13 protein-coding genes are annotated in these 15914 nt (G+C 65.6%); 3 read left to right on the top strand and 10 right to left on the bottom strand.

Going from position 1 to position 15914, the window contains the following annotated elements; translation table 11 throughout:
* Window positions 1–73: 73 nt before the first annotated feature.
* Both ACIO52_RS06460 and ACIO52_RS06455 read left to right on the top strand, forming a co-directional pair.
* Window positions 74–412, top strand: coding sequence for a WXG100 family type VII secretion target (locus tag ACIO52_RS06460; RefSeq protein ID WP_316573567.1), 339 nt, complete (start codon window positions 74–76; stop codon window positions 410–412).
* Window positions 413–453: 41 nt separating this feature from the next.
* The gene (locus ACIO52_RS06455; RefSeq protein WP_316573568.1) at window positions 454–759 is read left to right on the top strand and encodes a WXG100 family type VII secretion target; all 306 of its coding nucleotides are present in this window, start codon (window positions 454–456) and stop codon (window positions 757–759) included.
* Between the two features lie 65 nt (window positions 760–824).
* On the opposite strand, the gene ACIO52_RS06450 is transcribed toward ACIO52_RS06455, so the two are convergent.
* From ACIO52_RS06450 to ACIO52_RS06405, 10 genes are all read right to left on the bottom strand, one after another.
* The gene (locus tag ACIO52_RS06450; protein WP_316573569.1) at window positions 825–2006 is read right to left on the bottom strand and encodes a hypothetical protein; all 1182 of its coding nucleotides are present in this window, start codon (window positions 2004–2006) and stop codon (window positions 825–827) included.
* Window positions 2007–2010: 4 nt separating this feature from the next.
* A complete protein-coding gene (locus ACIO52_RS06445) occupies window positions 2011–3243 on the bottom strand; it encodes a hypothetical protein (RefSeq protein WP_316573570.1) in 1233 nt (410 codons plus the stop codon).
* 15 nt (window positions 3244–3258) lie between these two features.
* Complete coding sequence (locus ACIO52_RS06440) at window positions 3259–4851, bottom strand: serine/threonine-protein kinase (RefSeq protein ID WP_316573571.1); 1593 nt, start codon at window positions 4849–4851, stop codon at window positions 3259–3261.
* Between the two features lie 92 nt (window positions 4852–4943).
* Window positions 4944–6158, bottom strand: coding sequence for a hypothetical protein (locus ACIO52_RS06435; RefSeq protein WP_402642212.1), 1215 nt, complete (start codon window positions 6156–6158; stop codon window positions 4944–4946).
* Between the two features lie 3 nt (window positions 6159–6161).
* The gene (locus ACIO52_RS06430) at window positions 6162–7385 is read right to left on the bottom strand and encodes a hypothetical protein (protein WP_402642209.1); all 1224 of its coding nucleotides are present in this window, start codon (window positions 7383–7385) and stop codon (window positions 6162–6164) included.
* 11 nt (window positions 7386–7396) lie between these two features.
* Window positions 7397–8569: a hypothetical protein gene (locus ACIO52_RS06425; protein ID WP_402642206.1), complete on the bottom strand. Its 1173-nt coding sequence runs from the start codon at window positions 8567–8569 to the stop codon at window positions 7397–7399.
* Window positions 8570–8795: 226 nt separating this feature from the next.
* A complete protein-coding gene (locus ACIO52_RS06420) occupies window positions 8796–10331 on the bottom strand; it encodes a serine/threonine-protein kinase (protein ID WP_342801084.1) in 1536 nt (511 codons plus the stop codon).
* A gap of 82 nt (window positions 10332–10413) precedes the next feature.
* Complete coding sequence (locus ACIO52_RS06415; protein WP_402642204.1) at window positions 10414–11655, bottom strand: hypothetical protein; 1242 nt, start codon at window positions 11653–11655, stop codon at window positions 10414–10416.
* Window positions 11652–12866: a hypothetical protein gene (locus tag ACIO52_RS06410; RefSeq protein WP_342801082.1), complete on the bottom strand. Its 1215-nt coding sequence runs from the start codon at window positions 12864–12866 to the stop codon at window positions 11652–11654. Before ACIO52_RS06410 ends, ACIO52_RS06415 begins: the two co-directional genes overlap by 4 nt.
* A 78-nt stretch (window positions 12867–12944) precedes the next feature.
* Window positions 12945–14150 carry a hypothetical protein gene (locus ACIO52_RS06405; RefSeq protein ID WP_218717723.1) on the bottom strand — a complete coding sequence of 402 codons (1206 nt, stop codon included), beginning with the start codon at window positions 14148–14150 and terminating at the stop codon, window positions 12945–12947.
* 166 nt (window positions 14151–14316) lie between these two features.
* Here ACIO52_RS06405 and ACIO52_RS06400 point away from each other — a divergent pair, with 166 nt between their 5' ends.
* Window positions 14317–15609, top strand: coding sequence for an FHA domain-containing protein (locus ACIO52_RS06400; RefSeq protein ID WP_342801080.1), 1293 nt, complete (start codon window positions 14317–14319; stop codon window positions 15607–15609).
* Window positions 15610–15914 lie beyond the last annotated feature (305 nt).

Here is a 15914-nt window from a genome sequence, read left to right as displayed (position 1 = left end):
TCGAACCTAAGTAGAAGGGCTCAGATCGCCAGCAGGGGGGTCTGGTCCACCTTGACCACGAAGGAGCCAGAAGATGGGTTTCAACGCAACTCCTGACCAGATCAGGACGTTCTCCGACAAGATGAACCAGAAGCACGCCGACATCCAGGGGATGATCACGCGCGCCGAGGGGCATGCCAACGACGTCAACAACCCCTCCTTCCAGGGTGAGGCCGGCCGGGCGTTCCAGACGTCGATGCAGGAGTACCTCAGCAACGCCAAGCGTCTGAACGACGCGCTGGATCAGGCTGCTGACACCGTTGGGCAGATCGCGGGGAAGATCACCGACGCGGAAGTCGACAACGCTGCGCAGATCATGAAGAACAGCGAGTCCTCCGTCCCCCAGCTGAACATGACCACCACCACCACCTAACTCCGCAGCTAACTCCGCGACGACTTTCGAAAGGATTCACCATGGCTGACATCGGTTCAATCAGGTACGACTTCAACGCGATCAACGACGCCGGCGCAGGTCTGCAGTCTCAGGCGCAGAACATCACCACTGCTCTGCAGGACTACGAGAACGAGTTCCAGCGCTTCATCGAGGAGCACTGGTCCGAGGGTGAAGGCTCGACCGCCTTCGCGATCATGCAGACCAAGTGGCAGCAGCAGTCGATGGACCTGAACACGAGCCTCCAGAAGATCGGTGCCACGACTCTGTCGGGTTCCGAGAACATGAAGGCGACTGACGTCGCGCTCGCAAGGATGCTCGAGGGCTGACCGCGGGATTGAAGGCGGGGCGGGTTCAGGCTAGCGCCTGAACCCGCCTTCTTCGTACTCCAAACTTATTCAGTATTCGCGAGAAGCTTATATTGGGCCGCGGTTCGCTGATAGGTATCTTGCAGGTTGGTGCCGACTACTCTCGCTACATATCTGCCCACGACAATCCTGCACTGTGGTCGCAAGTTGCTGTATGTTTCATCTTCGATATCGACGGCGTAGCAGGCTGACGTCGGAATATTCGGGTGTGGAGTCGGTGGCATGAGGCCTGTCAGATCGTGGGCGCCGCCACCGAAAGCGGCTGAAAGTCTATCGGCTGCTTTGGCATCTCTAGCACGGTAGACGATGGCACCTCTGGCATCCGAAACATAATCTACACCGGCGTCCTCGAACGCTCTCGATATATCTAACGGACGTTTGGTGGACGATACAACTGCGCGTGCAGGGTATACCTGTGGAACATTGGCATTCTGTTCACTCGGAATGGTGCGACTGAGCATGCCATCGATGTCGAAGGGGAGTGTGGGTATATCGTGCAGCGGGGTTCTGTGATAATTTGGCAGCAGGCCTATCTGCTTATCATAGAATTTCTTGACTATATTTGAGTAGTCTGAGAAGTCTGGCGGTCGACTTACGGGATCGTCGATCTGCATATAGATCAGTATGTCGTCGTGCACAAGCCAAGAGCGCATCTTGGCGCCACCGAACGGATCCTGGCCCAAGATCTTGGTTAGCGCCGCCGGATGTCCGGGGATTGGGTAGGTATCGCCAGGAGTGCGGTCGACAAGCTTTTGTGCCGCGTTGCGGGCACTGTCGGAAGTCTCGAATCGGAGTGTGTAGGTCTCCAGGTTTCGACCAAGGGTTGGCCACTGGCGGCGTTGTCCGAATGTGCGCCATCCGGCTACCAGTCCGGGGACTTCGTTGGCGAAATCCCTTTCCTTTATTCCAGTAAACTCGAAATACGGTGGCTCGTCGGCTGTCACGCGTTGCCGGTACCCAAATATCGAGCCGTACGCGAATCGGTCATCGTATTCGAAGGGGATGGGCGTATGGTCGGCAATGTTCAATGCTTCACGGATTGCGCCAGACTGTGGAGTTCTGACGGAGGTGATGTCTATTGGCGAAGTCGGATAATTGCCGGAATCCAGCTTTGTGATGTCGATCGTGGTGGTGGAATCCTGCGAGTCGCCGCAGGCACTACTGAAGATGGCGGCAATCGCCAGTGTGACCGCCAGGGCGTTGCGCATTTCGTCACTCGCATTTCTTTAGAATTGCGTACTGTGCGGCTGTCCGTTCCTGCAATGAATGATCGACTTGAGCGGTCGAGTAGAACGAGGTCTGTGCGACGACGGCGACGTACCGATCGTAGACCACGGCGCACATGAGATCGTAATTCCGGCTAGGGTCAGGAGTATCCAGTCGCAAACATTGTGCGTCGGCGATGCCCGGTGGTGGCTCCAGGGCTACATCATTCTTACCTCGCCTGGACAGAAAAGTCTGCAATTGGAATGAAGATGCGAGATCTTTGGTTCGATAAACGGTGCTCCCGCGCCGTGCGATCAGATCAACGCCGGTTTCTTCGAATTTCTTGCGGGCTTCGGCTGGATTTCGTTCGAAATGTAGCATTCCGGCAGGTTGGAAATAGCCGTAATCCTCATCCGATTGAGACGAGTCGCGCTTTTGGTCTCGGACCATGGTTCGACGTACGAGGTTCTCTGGATCGAGTGGCTGGTCGAGGACGTCGTCCAGGGGAATCGGATTCTGTTGATCCAGCGATCGAACTTGCATCCCGAGGGTGTCCTCGACCGATATTGCGAGCTTTTCGGTGCCGGGCGTGGAGGTCCTAACTTCGGTCATCACGATGTAGGGGCCATGCGCAAGCCATGTGACGATCGTTTTGTCGTCGCTTGTGGACGACTTCGCGGTTGGATATCTGGGAGTATCGACTCGGCGCGGATTCGACGCCATCGTAATTCGGTCGAGTTCTTCGGTTGTCCGCGCGCTCACAGTGTCGGACGCGAATCGGAGAACCGCGATGGAGATCGATTTCGGACTGCGCACACTGCCGTTGGACTGGCTAGTTGAAACGCCCGTGACAAACTCGACGCTGTCCTTGAAAACGCGCAGATGCTCGTCGTGTATTCCACCCACGGTGGGGACGGCGTTCTGATCGCCGAAAATGCGGGTACGCCCGGGCACCTTGAGGTCTGGGTCGATGTCTATCGGATGTGCGAGAAAGTTGAGGAGACGCCGCCCCTCGACGAGCCGAACCTGCTCCGGACCTCTTGCTCCAGATTCGATTTCGAACGCGATGGGCTCCGTTTGAAAAGGGCCGGTTCGCAAAAAGTTGGAGTCCACACCGGTGGCGCCCGGAACTGGATTTCCTGTGATCTCTGATCCGCATCCTGTGCTTGCGGTGGTAACGATCCCAACGACCAGTGCTGCGCGCAGGCCGACCTTCAACCAAGACGATTCGGTGGTCATTGTGAGCACAACTTTCTATTTCATCGCCTTTGCGATGGCAGGAACGACCTTTTCGATGAGAATCTGCTGGGATTGGTCACTCCAGACCTGGAAAGCCTGAACGGCTGACGGGTCGTCGATGACCACGACATCGCCTCTTCCGCTGGTCAAGGAGTAGGGGAGTCCGCGGAACCCTCCATTGCCTGCCTGGCTGTCGGTCCGAAAGACAATGACCACATCAGTGTCATTCTTGACGCTGTAGTCTCCAACGGACAGCGGGCGGGGAGATTTCTCGTCGCCAACGGCCTTGTATTGCGAGTTGTAGTCGAAATCCAAGTCGCGCAGGAACTTCCACTGATCGCTCGGATTGAGCACCACGGAGAGTGACGAGTTGCCGAAGTTGTAGGCGGTGACGGTTTTTCCGCTGAACTCAGGGTGCTGGGTCCGGACTTGCGCCATCGGGTCACCGCCGCCGCCACTGGGTGAACTTCCGGATTTGGCCATGATGAGGATGCCCGTTCCGACCAATGCCGCGACGACCAGTGTGATGATCCCGGGCACCAGCAGCTTTCGGCCCCGCTTCGGCCGATGGGGCTTCGGATTCCGGGCAGTGAGTATGTCGTTTTCGGAGACGCCGCCCGTCGGGGGTGCGTAGCCGACGACAGCGCGGCTGGGATCGGTGCCCCATTGCGGGGATACGACATCGGTGGCGGCGGTGACCGGGCCGTTGATCGGCATGCGTGGGGCAGTGTTGAACCCCTGGGACGCCGGCGCCTGCATCGGCGCGCCGAACAGGGCGTTGTGCGCGTCTTGGATGAATTCGCGGCAGGTGTTGTAGCGGTGAGCTGGGTCCTTGGCCATGACCTTGGCGATGACGTGGTCGATCGCGGGTGGGAGGTCGGGGCGGACGGCGGTGACTCGGGGTGGGGGCTCGTGGAGGTGGCCCATCATGACCATGGCCGGGACCGTGGCGGGGTAGGGGTTCTGGCCGGTGAGCAGTTTGTAGAGGGAGCAGCCGAGGCTGTAGATGTCGGCGCGGTGGTCGAGCTTGGTGCCCATCAGCTGCTCGGGGGGAGCGTAGGCGACGGTGGCCATGAAATTGCCGGTGGCGGTGAGGTCCTGGCCGTCGTCGGCGGATTTGGCGACGCCGAAGTCGGTGAGCAGGACGCGTTCCTCGTCGCCGTCCTCGGCCGCGGCGATCATGAAGTTGGCGGGCTTGATGTCGCGGTGCAGGAGGCCGCGGCGGTGCGCGTAGTCGAGGCCCTTGCCGACCTCGCCGATGATGCGCAGCGCTCGGTGCGGGGGCATCGCGCTCGGGCCCTTGGCCACCTCGGCGGAGGCATCGGTGCCGTCGACGTACTGCATGGCGATCCACAGCTGGCCGTCCTCGTCGCCGCGGTTGTAGACGGCGACGATGTTCGGATGGTCCAGGCCTGCGGCGAGATTGGCTTCCCGTTCGAACCGGCCCCGGAATTCGGGGTCGGTGGACAGGTCGCCGCTGAGGACCTTGAGGGCGTCGCGGCGGGGGAGGCTGGGGTTCTGGGCGAGGTAGACGGTGCCCATGCCTCCGGCGCCGAGGACCTTGATCACTCGGTAGCCACCCACAATTGCGCCGGGCCGCAAGGCCATTCGCGTCTCCTCAATCCTTCGCGCGCCCCGCAGTGCACGTTCCAACAGGGCAATCTAGCAGGTGCTGTCGCACCCCACAGTGCTCGTGCGTGTCAGCTGAATCCGACCAGCAGCTTGTACTGTGCGGCGGCCCGCTGGTAAACATCCTGCAGGTTGGTGCCGGATACGCCGAACACATATCGACCGATCACACCGTGACACGTCGGGGGTGCGTCGGACGCGTACTTCACTTCGGGTTTCGCATTGAAGCAATGGACGACCGGAAGATTCGGCGGCCCGTCGACCTTCATGTAATCGGTATCGCTGGTCGTTTCGTTGTCCAGCGCCGCGCGGAAGCGGCCTGCCGCAGCCTCGTCGCGCGTGCGGTACACAGATCCGGTGTCGAATGCCACGAGGTCGACCCCGGCGTCGGTGTAGGCGGGCACCATGATCGCGGGATGCTCCTCGAGATGCAGAACAGCCTGGAGCGGATAGGCCGCGGAGCTGCTGGTTCCCTTCTTCGGGCGCTTCGCCGCCTCGGTCGGCAGCACATGACCCAAAAGGCCCTCGGTGTCGAGCGGCAGCTTATCGATCTCGTTCAGCGGCGTCGGGGTGTACGTGCGGAGCAGCTCGAGCTGTTTGTCGAAATATTTGCGCACGACTTCGGCGTCCGCGGCCGGGTCGTAGGGGAGACCGATCGGATCGGTGACGTCGATGGACAGCAGCATGTCGCCGCGGACCAGCCAGGCGCGCAGGTGCTGCAGCCGCAGCGGGTCGGTTTTGACCTCCAACTTGGCCAGGCTGTCGGGGTAGCTCGGAATCTGATAGGCCGAGCTCGGCGTGCGGTTCGACAGTTCGGTCGCCGCGAATTTCGCCTGATCCGGCGTCGAGAAGCGCAGGGTGATCGTCGAGACTTCACGGCCGGCGTAGAGCTGGTCCCGCCGATTCGCGGAACTGTCCCATCCGGCGACGACACCCGGAACGACGGTATTGAAATCGGTGGATTCGATTCCCGAGCCGCTGAAGTACGGCGGGTCGACCGCGGTGATGTGCCGACCGCCGCTGAATCCGGTCGCGAAGATGAAGCGCGGATCGAATTGGGAGGCGATCGGAGTCGCGGCGCCGATGCGGATCGCCTCGCGCAGGGCACCCGAGGTCGGTACCCGGCTGGGCTCCAGGTCGACCGCTGTCGTCGGGTAGTTGCCGGAATCCAGCTTGGTGACGTCGACGGCCGGTGCCGACGGTGTGGCGGCGTCGGAGCCGCCGCACGCGGCCAGTGCGAATCCCAGGGTCAGCAATGCGCTGCTCAGGCGAAGTTTTCGCGTCATCGTCTACTCGCTCTTCTTCAGGATCGCGTACTGCGCGGCGGTCCGTTCCTGCAGTGTCGCGTCGACCTGCAGTGCCGCACGTGACGATGTCGCCAGTGACATGACCACGGCGACGTAGCGTCCGTAGACGACGACACAGATCCCGTTGTAGCCACGGTTCGGGTCCGCTTCCTCCAGCCGGAGGCATTGGGCGTCGGCGATACCGGGCGGTGGATCGAGCGCACTGTCGCTCTTGCCCGGCTTGGCGAGGACGGTCTGGAGTGCGAACGCGGCCTCGACATCGCGGGTCCGGTACACGGTGCTGAAACGCCGACCGACCAGGTCGACGCCGGCCTTCTCGAATGCCGCGCGGGCTTCGGCCGGGTTTCGTTCGAAGTGCAGGATCCCCGACGGCTCGAAGGTGCCGAAGTCCTCTTCGTGGTAGCTCATGCCGTACGGGTCGCCCGCCGGTGACTTGCCGGTCGCCCGGCGCATGATGCCGTCGGGATCCAGCGGCAGGTCGAGCAGATCGTCGGGGGCGATCACCCGGTACTTGTCGAGGGCGGGAATCTGCAGGTCGAGGGCCTTCTTGATCTTGGTGGCCAAGCCGGCCGGATCGGAGGTCTCCTGCGACATGCTGACGGCGATCACGAACGGACCGTGCGCCTGGAAAGCGCTGACCGCGCTGCCGTCCTTGCTCGATGCGTTCGCCTCGGCGTAGCCGGGGATCGTCATCGGCTGGCGGGGATTTTCGCCGGTGGTGCTCACCTGGTACATCGCGGCGGCGGCGTTCTTGCTGTCCTGCGCGGTGGCGAAGTGCAGCACGCTCAGGTGCATTCCCTTGGAATCGCGCACGCTGCCGTTCGTGCGTGCCCCGGTGACGCCGGCGATGAAGTTGTTGTCGGTCACCGCGGCCTTGAACTGTTCGGGCAGGCCGTCGTCTTTCGACATGTCCGTGCCGTCGGCGAACACTCTGGTCGTGTCCCGCTTGGTCAGTTCTGGGTCGACATCGATCGGCTGGATCAGAACGTTGAGCAGTCGTCGCCCCTCGATCAACCGGACCGATTTCGCCGTGTCGGAGTACTTCAGCTCGAAGGTGGTCGGCTCGGTGACGGTCGCGCCGGTCTTGAGCGTCGCCAGGTCGACCGGTGTCATGCCGGGCTTGGCCTGGCCGGAAATCGGTGCCGCGCATCCTGATCCGACGACCAGGATGGTGAGCAGCCCGGCCAGCCGCAAGGTGTTGTTCATCTCGGGCATCCTCATCGGCGGGTGAGCAGAACGTATTGGGCGGCGACCTGCTGATGGAGGTCCTGCAGGTTCCCGTCGCGGATCTGCGCGGCGTAGCGGTCGACCTGCAGGTAGCAGATGTAGTCGGAGGTCTTCACCTCACCCTGGGACTCGTAGGTGTTGGCCCGGCACGCGACCGCGTCGGCCAGCTTGTCCGGCGCCGAAGCCTCCTTCGAGTCCGCTTCCGGCTTCTTCCACTCGTCGACGAGGGCCTTCGCGCCCGCCGTCGTGGTGGACCGGAAGACGACCGAGTCGCCGAAGGTGATCAAGTCGACGCCGTTCTTGGTGAAAGTGTTCAGCAGATCGGCGTCCGGATCGGCGAACAGGCTCAGTGCCCCACGGCCGGTGAAGTAGCCGTCGGGCTGCGCGCGGACCGGTGCCGACGGATCCGAGGGCAAGGTCCGCCCGAGCAGCCCGGTCGGGTCGAGCGGGACGCGTTCGAGCTGGTCCGACGGGGTCGGCACGAATTTGTCCAGGAGTGGGATCTGCACCGCGAGCGCTCGTTCGACCTGTGCGGTCAGCGAGGCCAGATCGGGTGCCTTGGTCTCGTCATCGATCTTCATGAAGATCACGTAGCGGTCGTGGACCGTCCAGGAACCGATCGAGGAGACCGACGGCCGCCAGTGCGCGTAGGTCTTCGGGTACTTGGTGATCGACACAGATTCGTTGTCGGCGTTGAAGGTGAAGTCGTCGTGCTCGAGGGTCGGACCGACGGTCTCCGCGGTCTTGGCATCGGGGAAGATCAGGACCGAGAGGTTGAGGCTGCGCCGCGGCTCGCCCCCGCTGGGACCGGTCGCCCAGGTGTTCAGCCAGCCGGCGACCAGATCCTCGGCGACCTCGTCGAAGGTGTCGTTGATGATGAGCTTGCCCAGGCCCTTGCGATTCAGCACGATCTGCGTGGGATGGACCAGCGATTCCCGGCGATTGTCGTAGACATAGGCGGGGTCGATCTCGAAGGGGACGGCCACGTAGTCCGCGAGCCGCTGCGCCTCCCACGCCCGCCCCTGGTTCAGGCTCTTGGCGTTGCCGACCGTGCGCGGCTGGGTCTGGTAATTGCCGAAATTCAGGTTCGACGAGTCCGGCTCGGTGCGCGTCGCGCTTCCCGATACCTGCGAGCCGCAACCGATCACGGCGACGGAAACCACGACGGCGACTGCCGCCTGAACCGCTACGCGCGCCATCGTTGCACCACGGTTGAGCAGCACGCTCTCCCCCTCCAACTGACTAACTGATCCGATCGTGGGCCGACTCGGTCCGAGTCACAGGCCCACCCTTCCCCGGTGATCTGGCTCGCGGGCATAGTAGCGCACCCGCTTGCTCCGAGCTCGCGCTCCAGCAGCGGAGGGCGCCGACGCCGACCGGTCGGGCGGGCTACTTGATCCGGCTCTCGAGGATCGGGACCAGTCGCGACAGCAGGGTCTGTTCCGAGCTCGACGTCCAGGAGCGCATCGCGGTGACGCTGATCGGGTCGTCGATCGGGATGACGGTGGCGCGGGAGCCGGTGATCTGGAAGGGCAGGCCGAGGAGGCCGCCGCCGCCGGCCTTCGCGTCGCTGCGGACGGCGAGGATGTAGCTGTCCTCGGGGACGTCGAGGCGGTCGAAGGAGTTGGCGACCGGGCGGGGCGAGGGCTCCTCGCCGGTCTTGGTGTAGTTGAAGTTGTAGACGAAACCGAGGTCTTCGAGGAATTTGGTCTGCAGGGTGCCGCCCAGATAGGTGGCGACCTTGTTGTCGGCGTCGACGTCGACCATCAGGACGGTCTTGCCGGTGAAGGCCGGATTGTCCTTGCGGGCCTGCTCGATCGGGCTCAGCGCGGCGGTCGAGACGGCGGTGGTGCCCGACCCGCCGGTAGCCGGGGTGTCACCGGCCGACGCCCAGATGCCGATGCCCGCGGCCACCGCGACGACAGCGACCAGGGCGCCGAGGGCGAGGACCAGGCGGTTCTTCGAATTCTTCGGTGGGTCAGCGTGATTCGTCGCGCCGATCGCGGTCACGGCGGTGGGGGACCACTGGGTGTGGGTCTGGATCGGGTGCGTCGCCGACGTGTGGTGGCCGGGGGGAGTCGAGCCGGGGACGAGGGCGGCGGTCGCGGCGGTGGTGAAGTCGCGGCAGGTCGAGAACCGTTCGTTCGGGTTCTTGGCCATGGCGCGCGCGAAGACGTGGTCGATCGCGGGCGGCAGGCCGGGGCGCACGGCGGTCGCGCGGGGCGGCGGTTCGTGCAGGTGGCCCATCATCACCAGCGCGGGCTGGGTCGCGGGATACGGGTTCTGGCCGGTGAGGAGTTTGAAGAAGGCGCAGGCCAGGCTGTAGACGTCGGCGCGGTGATCGAGGTGACCGCCCGACAGCTGTTCCGGCGGGGCGTAGGCGATGGTGGCCAGGAAGCTGCCGGTCTGGGTGAGCTCGGAGGCGTCGTCGGTCGACTTGGCCACGCCGAAGTCGGTGAGCAGCACTCGCTCGTCGTCGCCGTAGGTGTCCGAGAGCAGGAAGTTCGCGGGTTTGACGTCGCGATGCAGCAGGCCGCGGTGGTGTGCGAAATCGAGGCCCTTGCCGACCTCGGTGGTGATGCGCAGGGCGCGCAGCGGGGTCATCGCGTGCGGGTCGCGGGCGAGTTCGGCGGCGGCGTCGGTGCCGTCGACGTACTGCATGGCGATCCACAGTTGGCCGTTCTCCTCGCCGCGGTTGTAGACCGAGACGATATTCGGGTGGTCCAGGCCGGCGGCGAGATTGGCTTCGCGTTCGAAGCGGGCGCGGAACTCGGGGTCGCGGCTGAGTTCGGGGCTGAGGATCTTGAGCGCGTCGGTGCGCGGCAGGCTCGGATGCGCGGCCAGATAGACCGAACCCATGCCGCCCGCGCCCAGCTTGCGGATGATGCGGTAGCCACCGACGATGGTGCCCGGGCTCATCGTCATCTCTTTCGGTCTCCTGACTCGTTCCGTGTGCCGCGCTCCGGCGGGAGCATACTGGCCACCCCGTCGACCCGCAGTGCGCAGATCACCGGCTGTTGGCGAAGACGGCGTATTGCGCGGCAGCGCGTTGCTGAGCGTCGAGGAGTTGCTCGCTGCTGACGATCCCGACGTACTGCTTGTAGGCGAGCAGGCAGCTGAAACGCTTCTTCGCGGCCAGCTGCTTGTTCTCCACACAGGTCGCGTCGGTGAGGTTGGGCGGCGGGGCGACATCGGTCGCGGTGGGCCAGAGGAACAGCTTCTCCGACACCGCGCGGCGCGCTGTCTCGGCGTCGGGCGTGCGGATGCCGATCGAGCCCCACGACAGAGCGACCTGCTGGGCGTTCATCTTCGTCAGCTGCTGCTCGATGTACTGGCGGTGATCCGGGAGTGGTCCGCCGGAGTAATGCAGAATGCCGTGCGCGCCGGTGACCAGGAAGGACGAGCTCTCGGGGCTGGTCAGTTCGTCGGGGTTGAGGGTGCGCATCAGGAGATGATCGGGGTCCCAGGGCAGGGTCATGAGCTGTTCGTCGGTCAGCGGCGTGGTCTGGGCCAGCGACTCGATCTGCTTGGTGAGCGCCGACTCGGCGAGGGCGGTGAGCGCGGGCAGGTCGGGCGTCGCCACCGAGAGCAGGAAGGCGATCACATACGGACCCTGCGGCAGCACGACCCGCACGAACGGCGCGTCGGGGCGCCACTGCGCATGGGCGGCAGGGTATTTCGGCAGTGACACCGGCTGGTTGCGCCCCTCCTGCGCGGCGAAATCGGCGTCGTGGAATTCCTTGGCCGCCGCGGTGGCCCGCTCGCCGTCGGGGAACTGCAGGATCATCGTGGTCGCGGTAAGGCGGTTGCTGTCCTTCTTGGTCGGCCAGATGTCGCTGGTACTGACGCTGAGATCTTTCGACGCGCCGCTGGAATGGAAGCCGTAGAGCATCTTGTGCTTCTGCGCGATGGCCGACATCGCGGTCTGGTTGCCGAGTTCGGCCGGCAGCAACCGGGCGTTGTCGGCGTCGGCCCGGTTGCCGTAGATCATCTGCGGGTCGATGTCGTAGGCGGTGATCGCGTAGTCGGCGATCCGCATGGCCGCCAGCTTGTACATCTCGTAGAAGGCCGGGATGGGATCGTCGTCGTGGGCGTTGGGCGGTTCGACCGGGTACGCGCCGACATCGAGAGTGCGGACATCGATCTCGCCCGGCACGCCGGTGCCGGACACGGTGGCACCGCAGGCGGTGAGGACGGCGGTCAGCAGGGCGGCGATCAGCACCGCGGCGGTGCGCTTGCGGACGGTCATCGGGCGTTCACCAGCAGGGCGTACTGGGCGGAGATGCGCTGCTGGGCATCGAGGAGCTGGTTCGACCAGACGTAGGCGGCATAGCGGTCGTAGGACACCGCGCAGTAGAAACGGACGGCGAGCTTCTCCCGGCCGATGTATTCCTTGCACTTGGCGCTCGGCAGATTCTTGGGTGGGTCCGCGGCGGTGAACTTGCGGGTCAGGCCGCCGAGTTCGTCGCGCACCGCCTGCGCGCCGGCGATGTCACGCGCGCGGTAGACGTCGGAGCCGTCGTTGGCGAACAGGTCGACGCCGTTGTCGGCGATCATCTTCGTCGTACTCTCCGGGTCGGAGGAGAAGTGCCGCGCGGTGCGGCCCGCGTACACCCCTGGCGGGTTGATCCACGAATCCTCGCGCGGCCGTGGGGCGGTGCGGCCGAGCATGTTCTCGCGGTCACGCGGCAGCGTCATCAGTTTGTCGACGGGGGTGGGGGTGAATTTCGCGACCGAGGGCACGATGGTGTCGAGGCTCTTGCGGGTCAGGTCGAGCAGAGCCTGTTTGTCCACCTTTTCCAGATAGATCTTCAGGTAGTCGTAGAACCAGGTGTAGATCACGAGATGGCCGGTGGCGAACCAGGATCCGATCGATTGCTGGTCGGGCTGCCAATGCGCTTTCGCGGCGGGATAGCCGGGAATCTCGAGCGGCTGGTTGTTCGGCGCGTAGCCGAAATCGAGCCGTTCCAGGGCGGTCGCCGCGGCGGCGGCTTTCTGCTCGTCGGGGAAGATCATCACGGCATTGACCATGTCGATGCCTTTGTTGTCGGGCGCGGTCTGCGCCGAACTCACGAAACCGCCGATGAAATCCGGCGCGATCTCGCCGAATCGATCGACCGCCATGATCTTGCCGAGCGAGGCCTCGGCGTCGATGAACACCGTGGCGATCGACGGATTGGTGTGGATGAAGCGCGCGTCGACGTCGGCGGGCGTGGGAACGTGGTCGCCGAGCCGCTCGGCTTCGATGAATCGCGCCTGGTCCTGGTTCGCGACCGTGCCGACCTGGCGTGGCTGCGTCGCGTAGGCGCCGACATCGAGGGTGGCGATATCCACCGGACTATCGCTCGCGCCGGACGGTTCGTCGCCGGTGCCACACGCCACGACGACACCTGCCAGCACGGTCGCCGCCAGCGCGGCGCACGCGGTCCTGGCTGATCTCGTGGCTCGCAACTCGATCATTCCTCCCCGAAACGATGGTCGGCGGAATACTACGTCACCGAATTCGGGGATGGGTGGGGCCGTGGTGCGGCTACGGACTCACAAACTATTCGCGAGCAGGGCGTACTGGGCGGAGATCTTCTGGCGGACGTCGGGTTCCTGGTCGGAACTGACGATGCCGAGATAGCGCTTGTACGGGACGTAGCAGCGGTATTTGTACTCTTCCTCGGCGTCGCCCTGGTTGTTGAGTTGCAGGCATTTGGCGCCGGGGATGTCGGTAGGGGCGGGCAGGGTGTCGTAGTGGCCCGCGCTGTCGATGAGGCCGGTCATCAGGGCCTTGGCGGCGGCCAGGTCGCGCACGCGGGTGATGGAGCCGCCGTCGACCAGGGCGACGGCCTCGGCGCCGGTGGACTCGACCAGGCGCTGGCGGGTGGTCTGGTCGTCGGCGTTGTTGACCAGGTGGGCAGGGTTGTAGACGGCGAAGGAGTGTTGGTCGGGGTGCTCGCCGGACCGGTCCTCGACCACGGCGCGGGCCAGGAGGCGCTCCGGGTCGATCGGCAGATCGCCGAGTTTGTCGAAGGGGGTGGGGGTGAAGGTGGCGAGCTGGGTGAGTTCGGCGGCGAGAGTCTTGTCGACCCAGGCGGTGAGGTCGGCGGCGTCGGCGCGCGGGCGCTGGATGAACAGCGAGATCACGAACTCCTTGTGCGCCAGGAACGCGCCGATGGTCGGCACGTTCGGGCGCCAATGAACGTAGGCCTCGGGGTATTTGGTCGAGGGGAGCTTGCGGTTGTCCGGTGACACCGCCAGGTCGACGTCCTCGAGTTCGCGGGCGGCGAGGGTCGCCGCGGTGGCATCCGGGAAACGGAAGACAGCGGTGGTCACAGCGGTCGCGTCGGCCGCGGGGCGCTTCTGGCCCGACGGATCGGGCTTGTCGGAGCCCAGCGCGGCATAGCCGGTGACGAATTTACGGTTCTCCAGAACAGGTTTGGAGACATTGGCGACGAAGTCGAGCGCGCGCTCCACATCGGGGACCACGGTGCCGCCGCGGCCGTGGGACAGCGACGGATCGATCCGCACGGCGGGGATGACGGCCGCCGACATGCGGGTGCCCTCGACGAGCGCGCCCCGGCTGCCCGCGGTGTCGTCGTAGCTGTGGTGATCGGTGGCGTAGGTGCCCGTCTCCAGGCCGCGCACATCGGGTTCGGCGGCGACCGGGGTTCCGGTGACCGCGCAGCCGGTGAGGGCGGCGGCGATCATGGCACCACAGAGTGCGGACGCGATACGGATCTTCGTCGAATAGATCATCGGTGCCCCTTGATGTTCCTCCCGCGGTCCCTTGAAGTTACCGGACCAACGGCGCCCAGGGGGACCTATGTGGGCGGGTTTGCCATAGTCTGGAGGACATGGCGACGACCCTGCTGCGCAGTTCCGGTAGAGGCCGATACCTGTGAGGGATCGGCAGGTCGAAGTCGTGCTCGGAAGTCATGCGGTCGCGCGCGTCGCGGGCGCGGTGATCGTGGTCGCCCATCGCGGGCACGGCAGGCTCACTCCCGACGACACCGCGGCGGTCGCGCTGGAATCGCTGGCCGAGCTCGTGCGCGCCGCCGCCGAGGAAGCGCCGGGCGGACCGGGGTCGGTGGTCGCGCGGGAGGCGACGCGCTGGCTGATGAAGTACGCCGAGCAGATCTCGCCGGGCACGCCGATCGATTTCGGGGTGCTCTCGAGCGCCGACAACGGCGGGGTCGCGATCTTCCTGCACGGCGCGGTGACGGCGGTGCTCGCCGGGGACGGCACCGCGGAGTACTACCGGGGCAGCGACGCCGCGTTCACCGTCGACCGGGTGGCCTCCGAGCCGGCCACCGCGGTCGCGCTGTTCGTCGACGACGCCAAGGGCCGCATTCCCGATCTGCCGCCGGAGCGCGGTGTCGGGTGGCTGGTGGAGGGGATCGCGCAGGCGGGCGGCGCCGTGGTGTGGTCCAACGGGACCCGCTCCCGGGTCCGCACCGCCGAACCGGCGGCGGGCACGCGCAGGCCACCGCCGCCCACCGCCCGCATCGATCGGGAACCACGTCCGGCGCAGGCGGATTCGCGTCCGGCCGAGCCGCCCGCCACCGGGATGCAGCCGGCGACGTCGCTGATGGACGCGGCCACCGGTGCCACCGGACCGGCGCACGCGGCCGTCGACCCGCACAACGCCGAGACCAGGAACGCGGGCACCAACCCCGCGCCTGAACCCGACCCCGACCTGCAGCGCCGCCTCGAGGCGACGGCCAGGTCGACGGTGCTCACGGTCAAGGTGATGGGATTCAAGTGCGCGCGTGCGCATCCCAGTGATCCGCGCTCGGCGTTCTGCACGGTCTGCGGCATGCCGGTCGACCAGACCCAGGCGCTCAGCGAGGTGGTGCGTCCGCCGCTGGGCATGCTCGTCCTCGACGACGGCATGACCTACCTGCTCGCCGCCGACGCGGTGATCGGCCGCGACCCGGAGAACTCCGAAGCCGCCCAGCGCGGGCTCATCCCGCTGCGCGTCGACGACACCTCCGGCGGGATGTCCCGCGCGCACGCCGAAGTGCACCTGGTGAGTTGGGACGTCCAGCTCGTCGACCGCGGTTCGACCAACGGCACCCGTACCCGCCTGCCCGGCTACCGCGACTGGATCCGGCTCACCCCGAACCAGCCGATGGTGCTGATCCCGGGCACCGAGGTGATGATCGGCAACCGTGTCCTGCGCTTCGAGCCGGCCGCACCACCCCCGTTCGGCTGACAGAGCCGCACACCACCACGCCCGACCCCACGGAGGGGCGGGTCAGCCGGCGCCCCGAACCCAGCCACCAGGCCGGACCTCTAGGGAGGGACGGGTCAGCCGGCGCCCTGAACCCAGCCACCAGGCCCGACCTCTAGGGAGGGGCGGGTCAGCCGTTGAACCCAGCCACCGCGCCCGACCTCTAGGGAGGGCAGGCAGGCGAAGCCTGCCGTCGCGGCCGTGCCCGGGGGGGGGGGGGGGGGGGGGGGGGCCGCGCGGGGGCCCCCCCCCCCCCCCCCCCCCCGGCGGGGGGGGGGGGGCCCCCC

The sequence above is a fragment of the Nocardia sp. NPDC087230 genome (assembly GCF_044744725.1).
GTDB lineage: Bacteria > Actinomycetota > Actinomycetes > Mycobacteriales > Mycobacteriaceae > Nocardia > Nocardia canadensis.
The sequence above is the reverse complement of the archived record's forward strand: the minus strand, read 5'-3'. Positions and strand labels throughout refer to the sequence as shown.

What these genes read in the sequence shown, in the direction of transcription:
- ACIO52_RS06460 (WP_316573567.1), top strand. Translation starts at nt 74, where the DNA reads ATGGGTTTCAACGCAACTCCTGACCAGATCAGGACGTTCTCCGACAAG.
- ACIO52_RS06455 (WP_316573568.1), top strand. Translation starts at nt 454, where the DNA reads ATGGCTGACATCGGTTCAATCAGGTACGACTTCAACGCGATCAACGAC.
- ACIO52_RS06450 (WP_316573569.1), bottom strand. Translation starts at nt 2,006, where the DNA reads ATGCGCAACGCCCTGGCGGTCACACTGGCGATTGCCGCCATCTTCAGT.
- ACIO52_RS06445 (WP_316573570.1), bottom strand. Translation starts at nt 3,243, where the DNA reads ATGACCACCGAATCGTCTTGGTTGAAGGTCGGCCTGCGCGCAGCACTG.
- ACIO52_RS06440 (WP_316573571.1), bottom strand. Translation starts at nt 4,851, where the DNA reads ATGGCCTTGCGGCCCGGCGCAATTGTGGGTGGCTACCGAGTGATCAAG.
- ACIO52_RS06435 (WP_402642212.1), bottom strand. Translation starts at nt 6,158, where the DNA reads ATGACGCGAAAACTTCGCCTGAGCAGCGCATTGCTGACCCTGGGATTC.
- ACIO52_RS06430 (WP_402642209.1), bottom strand. Translation starts at nt 7,385, where the DNA reads ATGAACAACACCTTGCGGCTGGCCGGGCTGCTCACCATCCTGGTCGTC.
- ACIO52_RS06420 (WP_342801084.1), bottom strand. Translation starts at nt 10,331, where the DNA reads ATGACGATGAGCCCGGGCACCATCGTCGGTGGCTACCGCATCATCCGC.
- ACIO52_RS06415 (WP_402642204.1), bottom strand. Translation starts at nt 11,655, where the DNA reads ATGACCGTCCGCAAGCGCACCGCCGCGGTGCTGATCGCCGCCCTGCTG.
- ACIO52_RS06410 (WP_342801082.1), bottom strand. Translation starts at nt 12,866, where the DNA reads ATGATCGAGTTGCGAGCCACGAGATCAGCCAGGACCGCGTGCGCCGCG.
- ACIO52_RS06405 (WP_218717723.1), bottom strand. Translation starts at nt 14,150, where the DNA reads ATGATCTATTCGACGAAGATCCGTATCGCGTCCGCACTCTGTGGTGCC.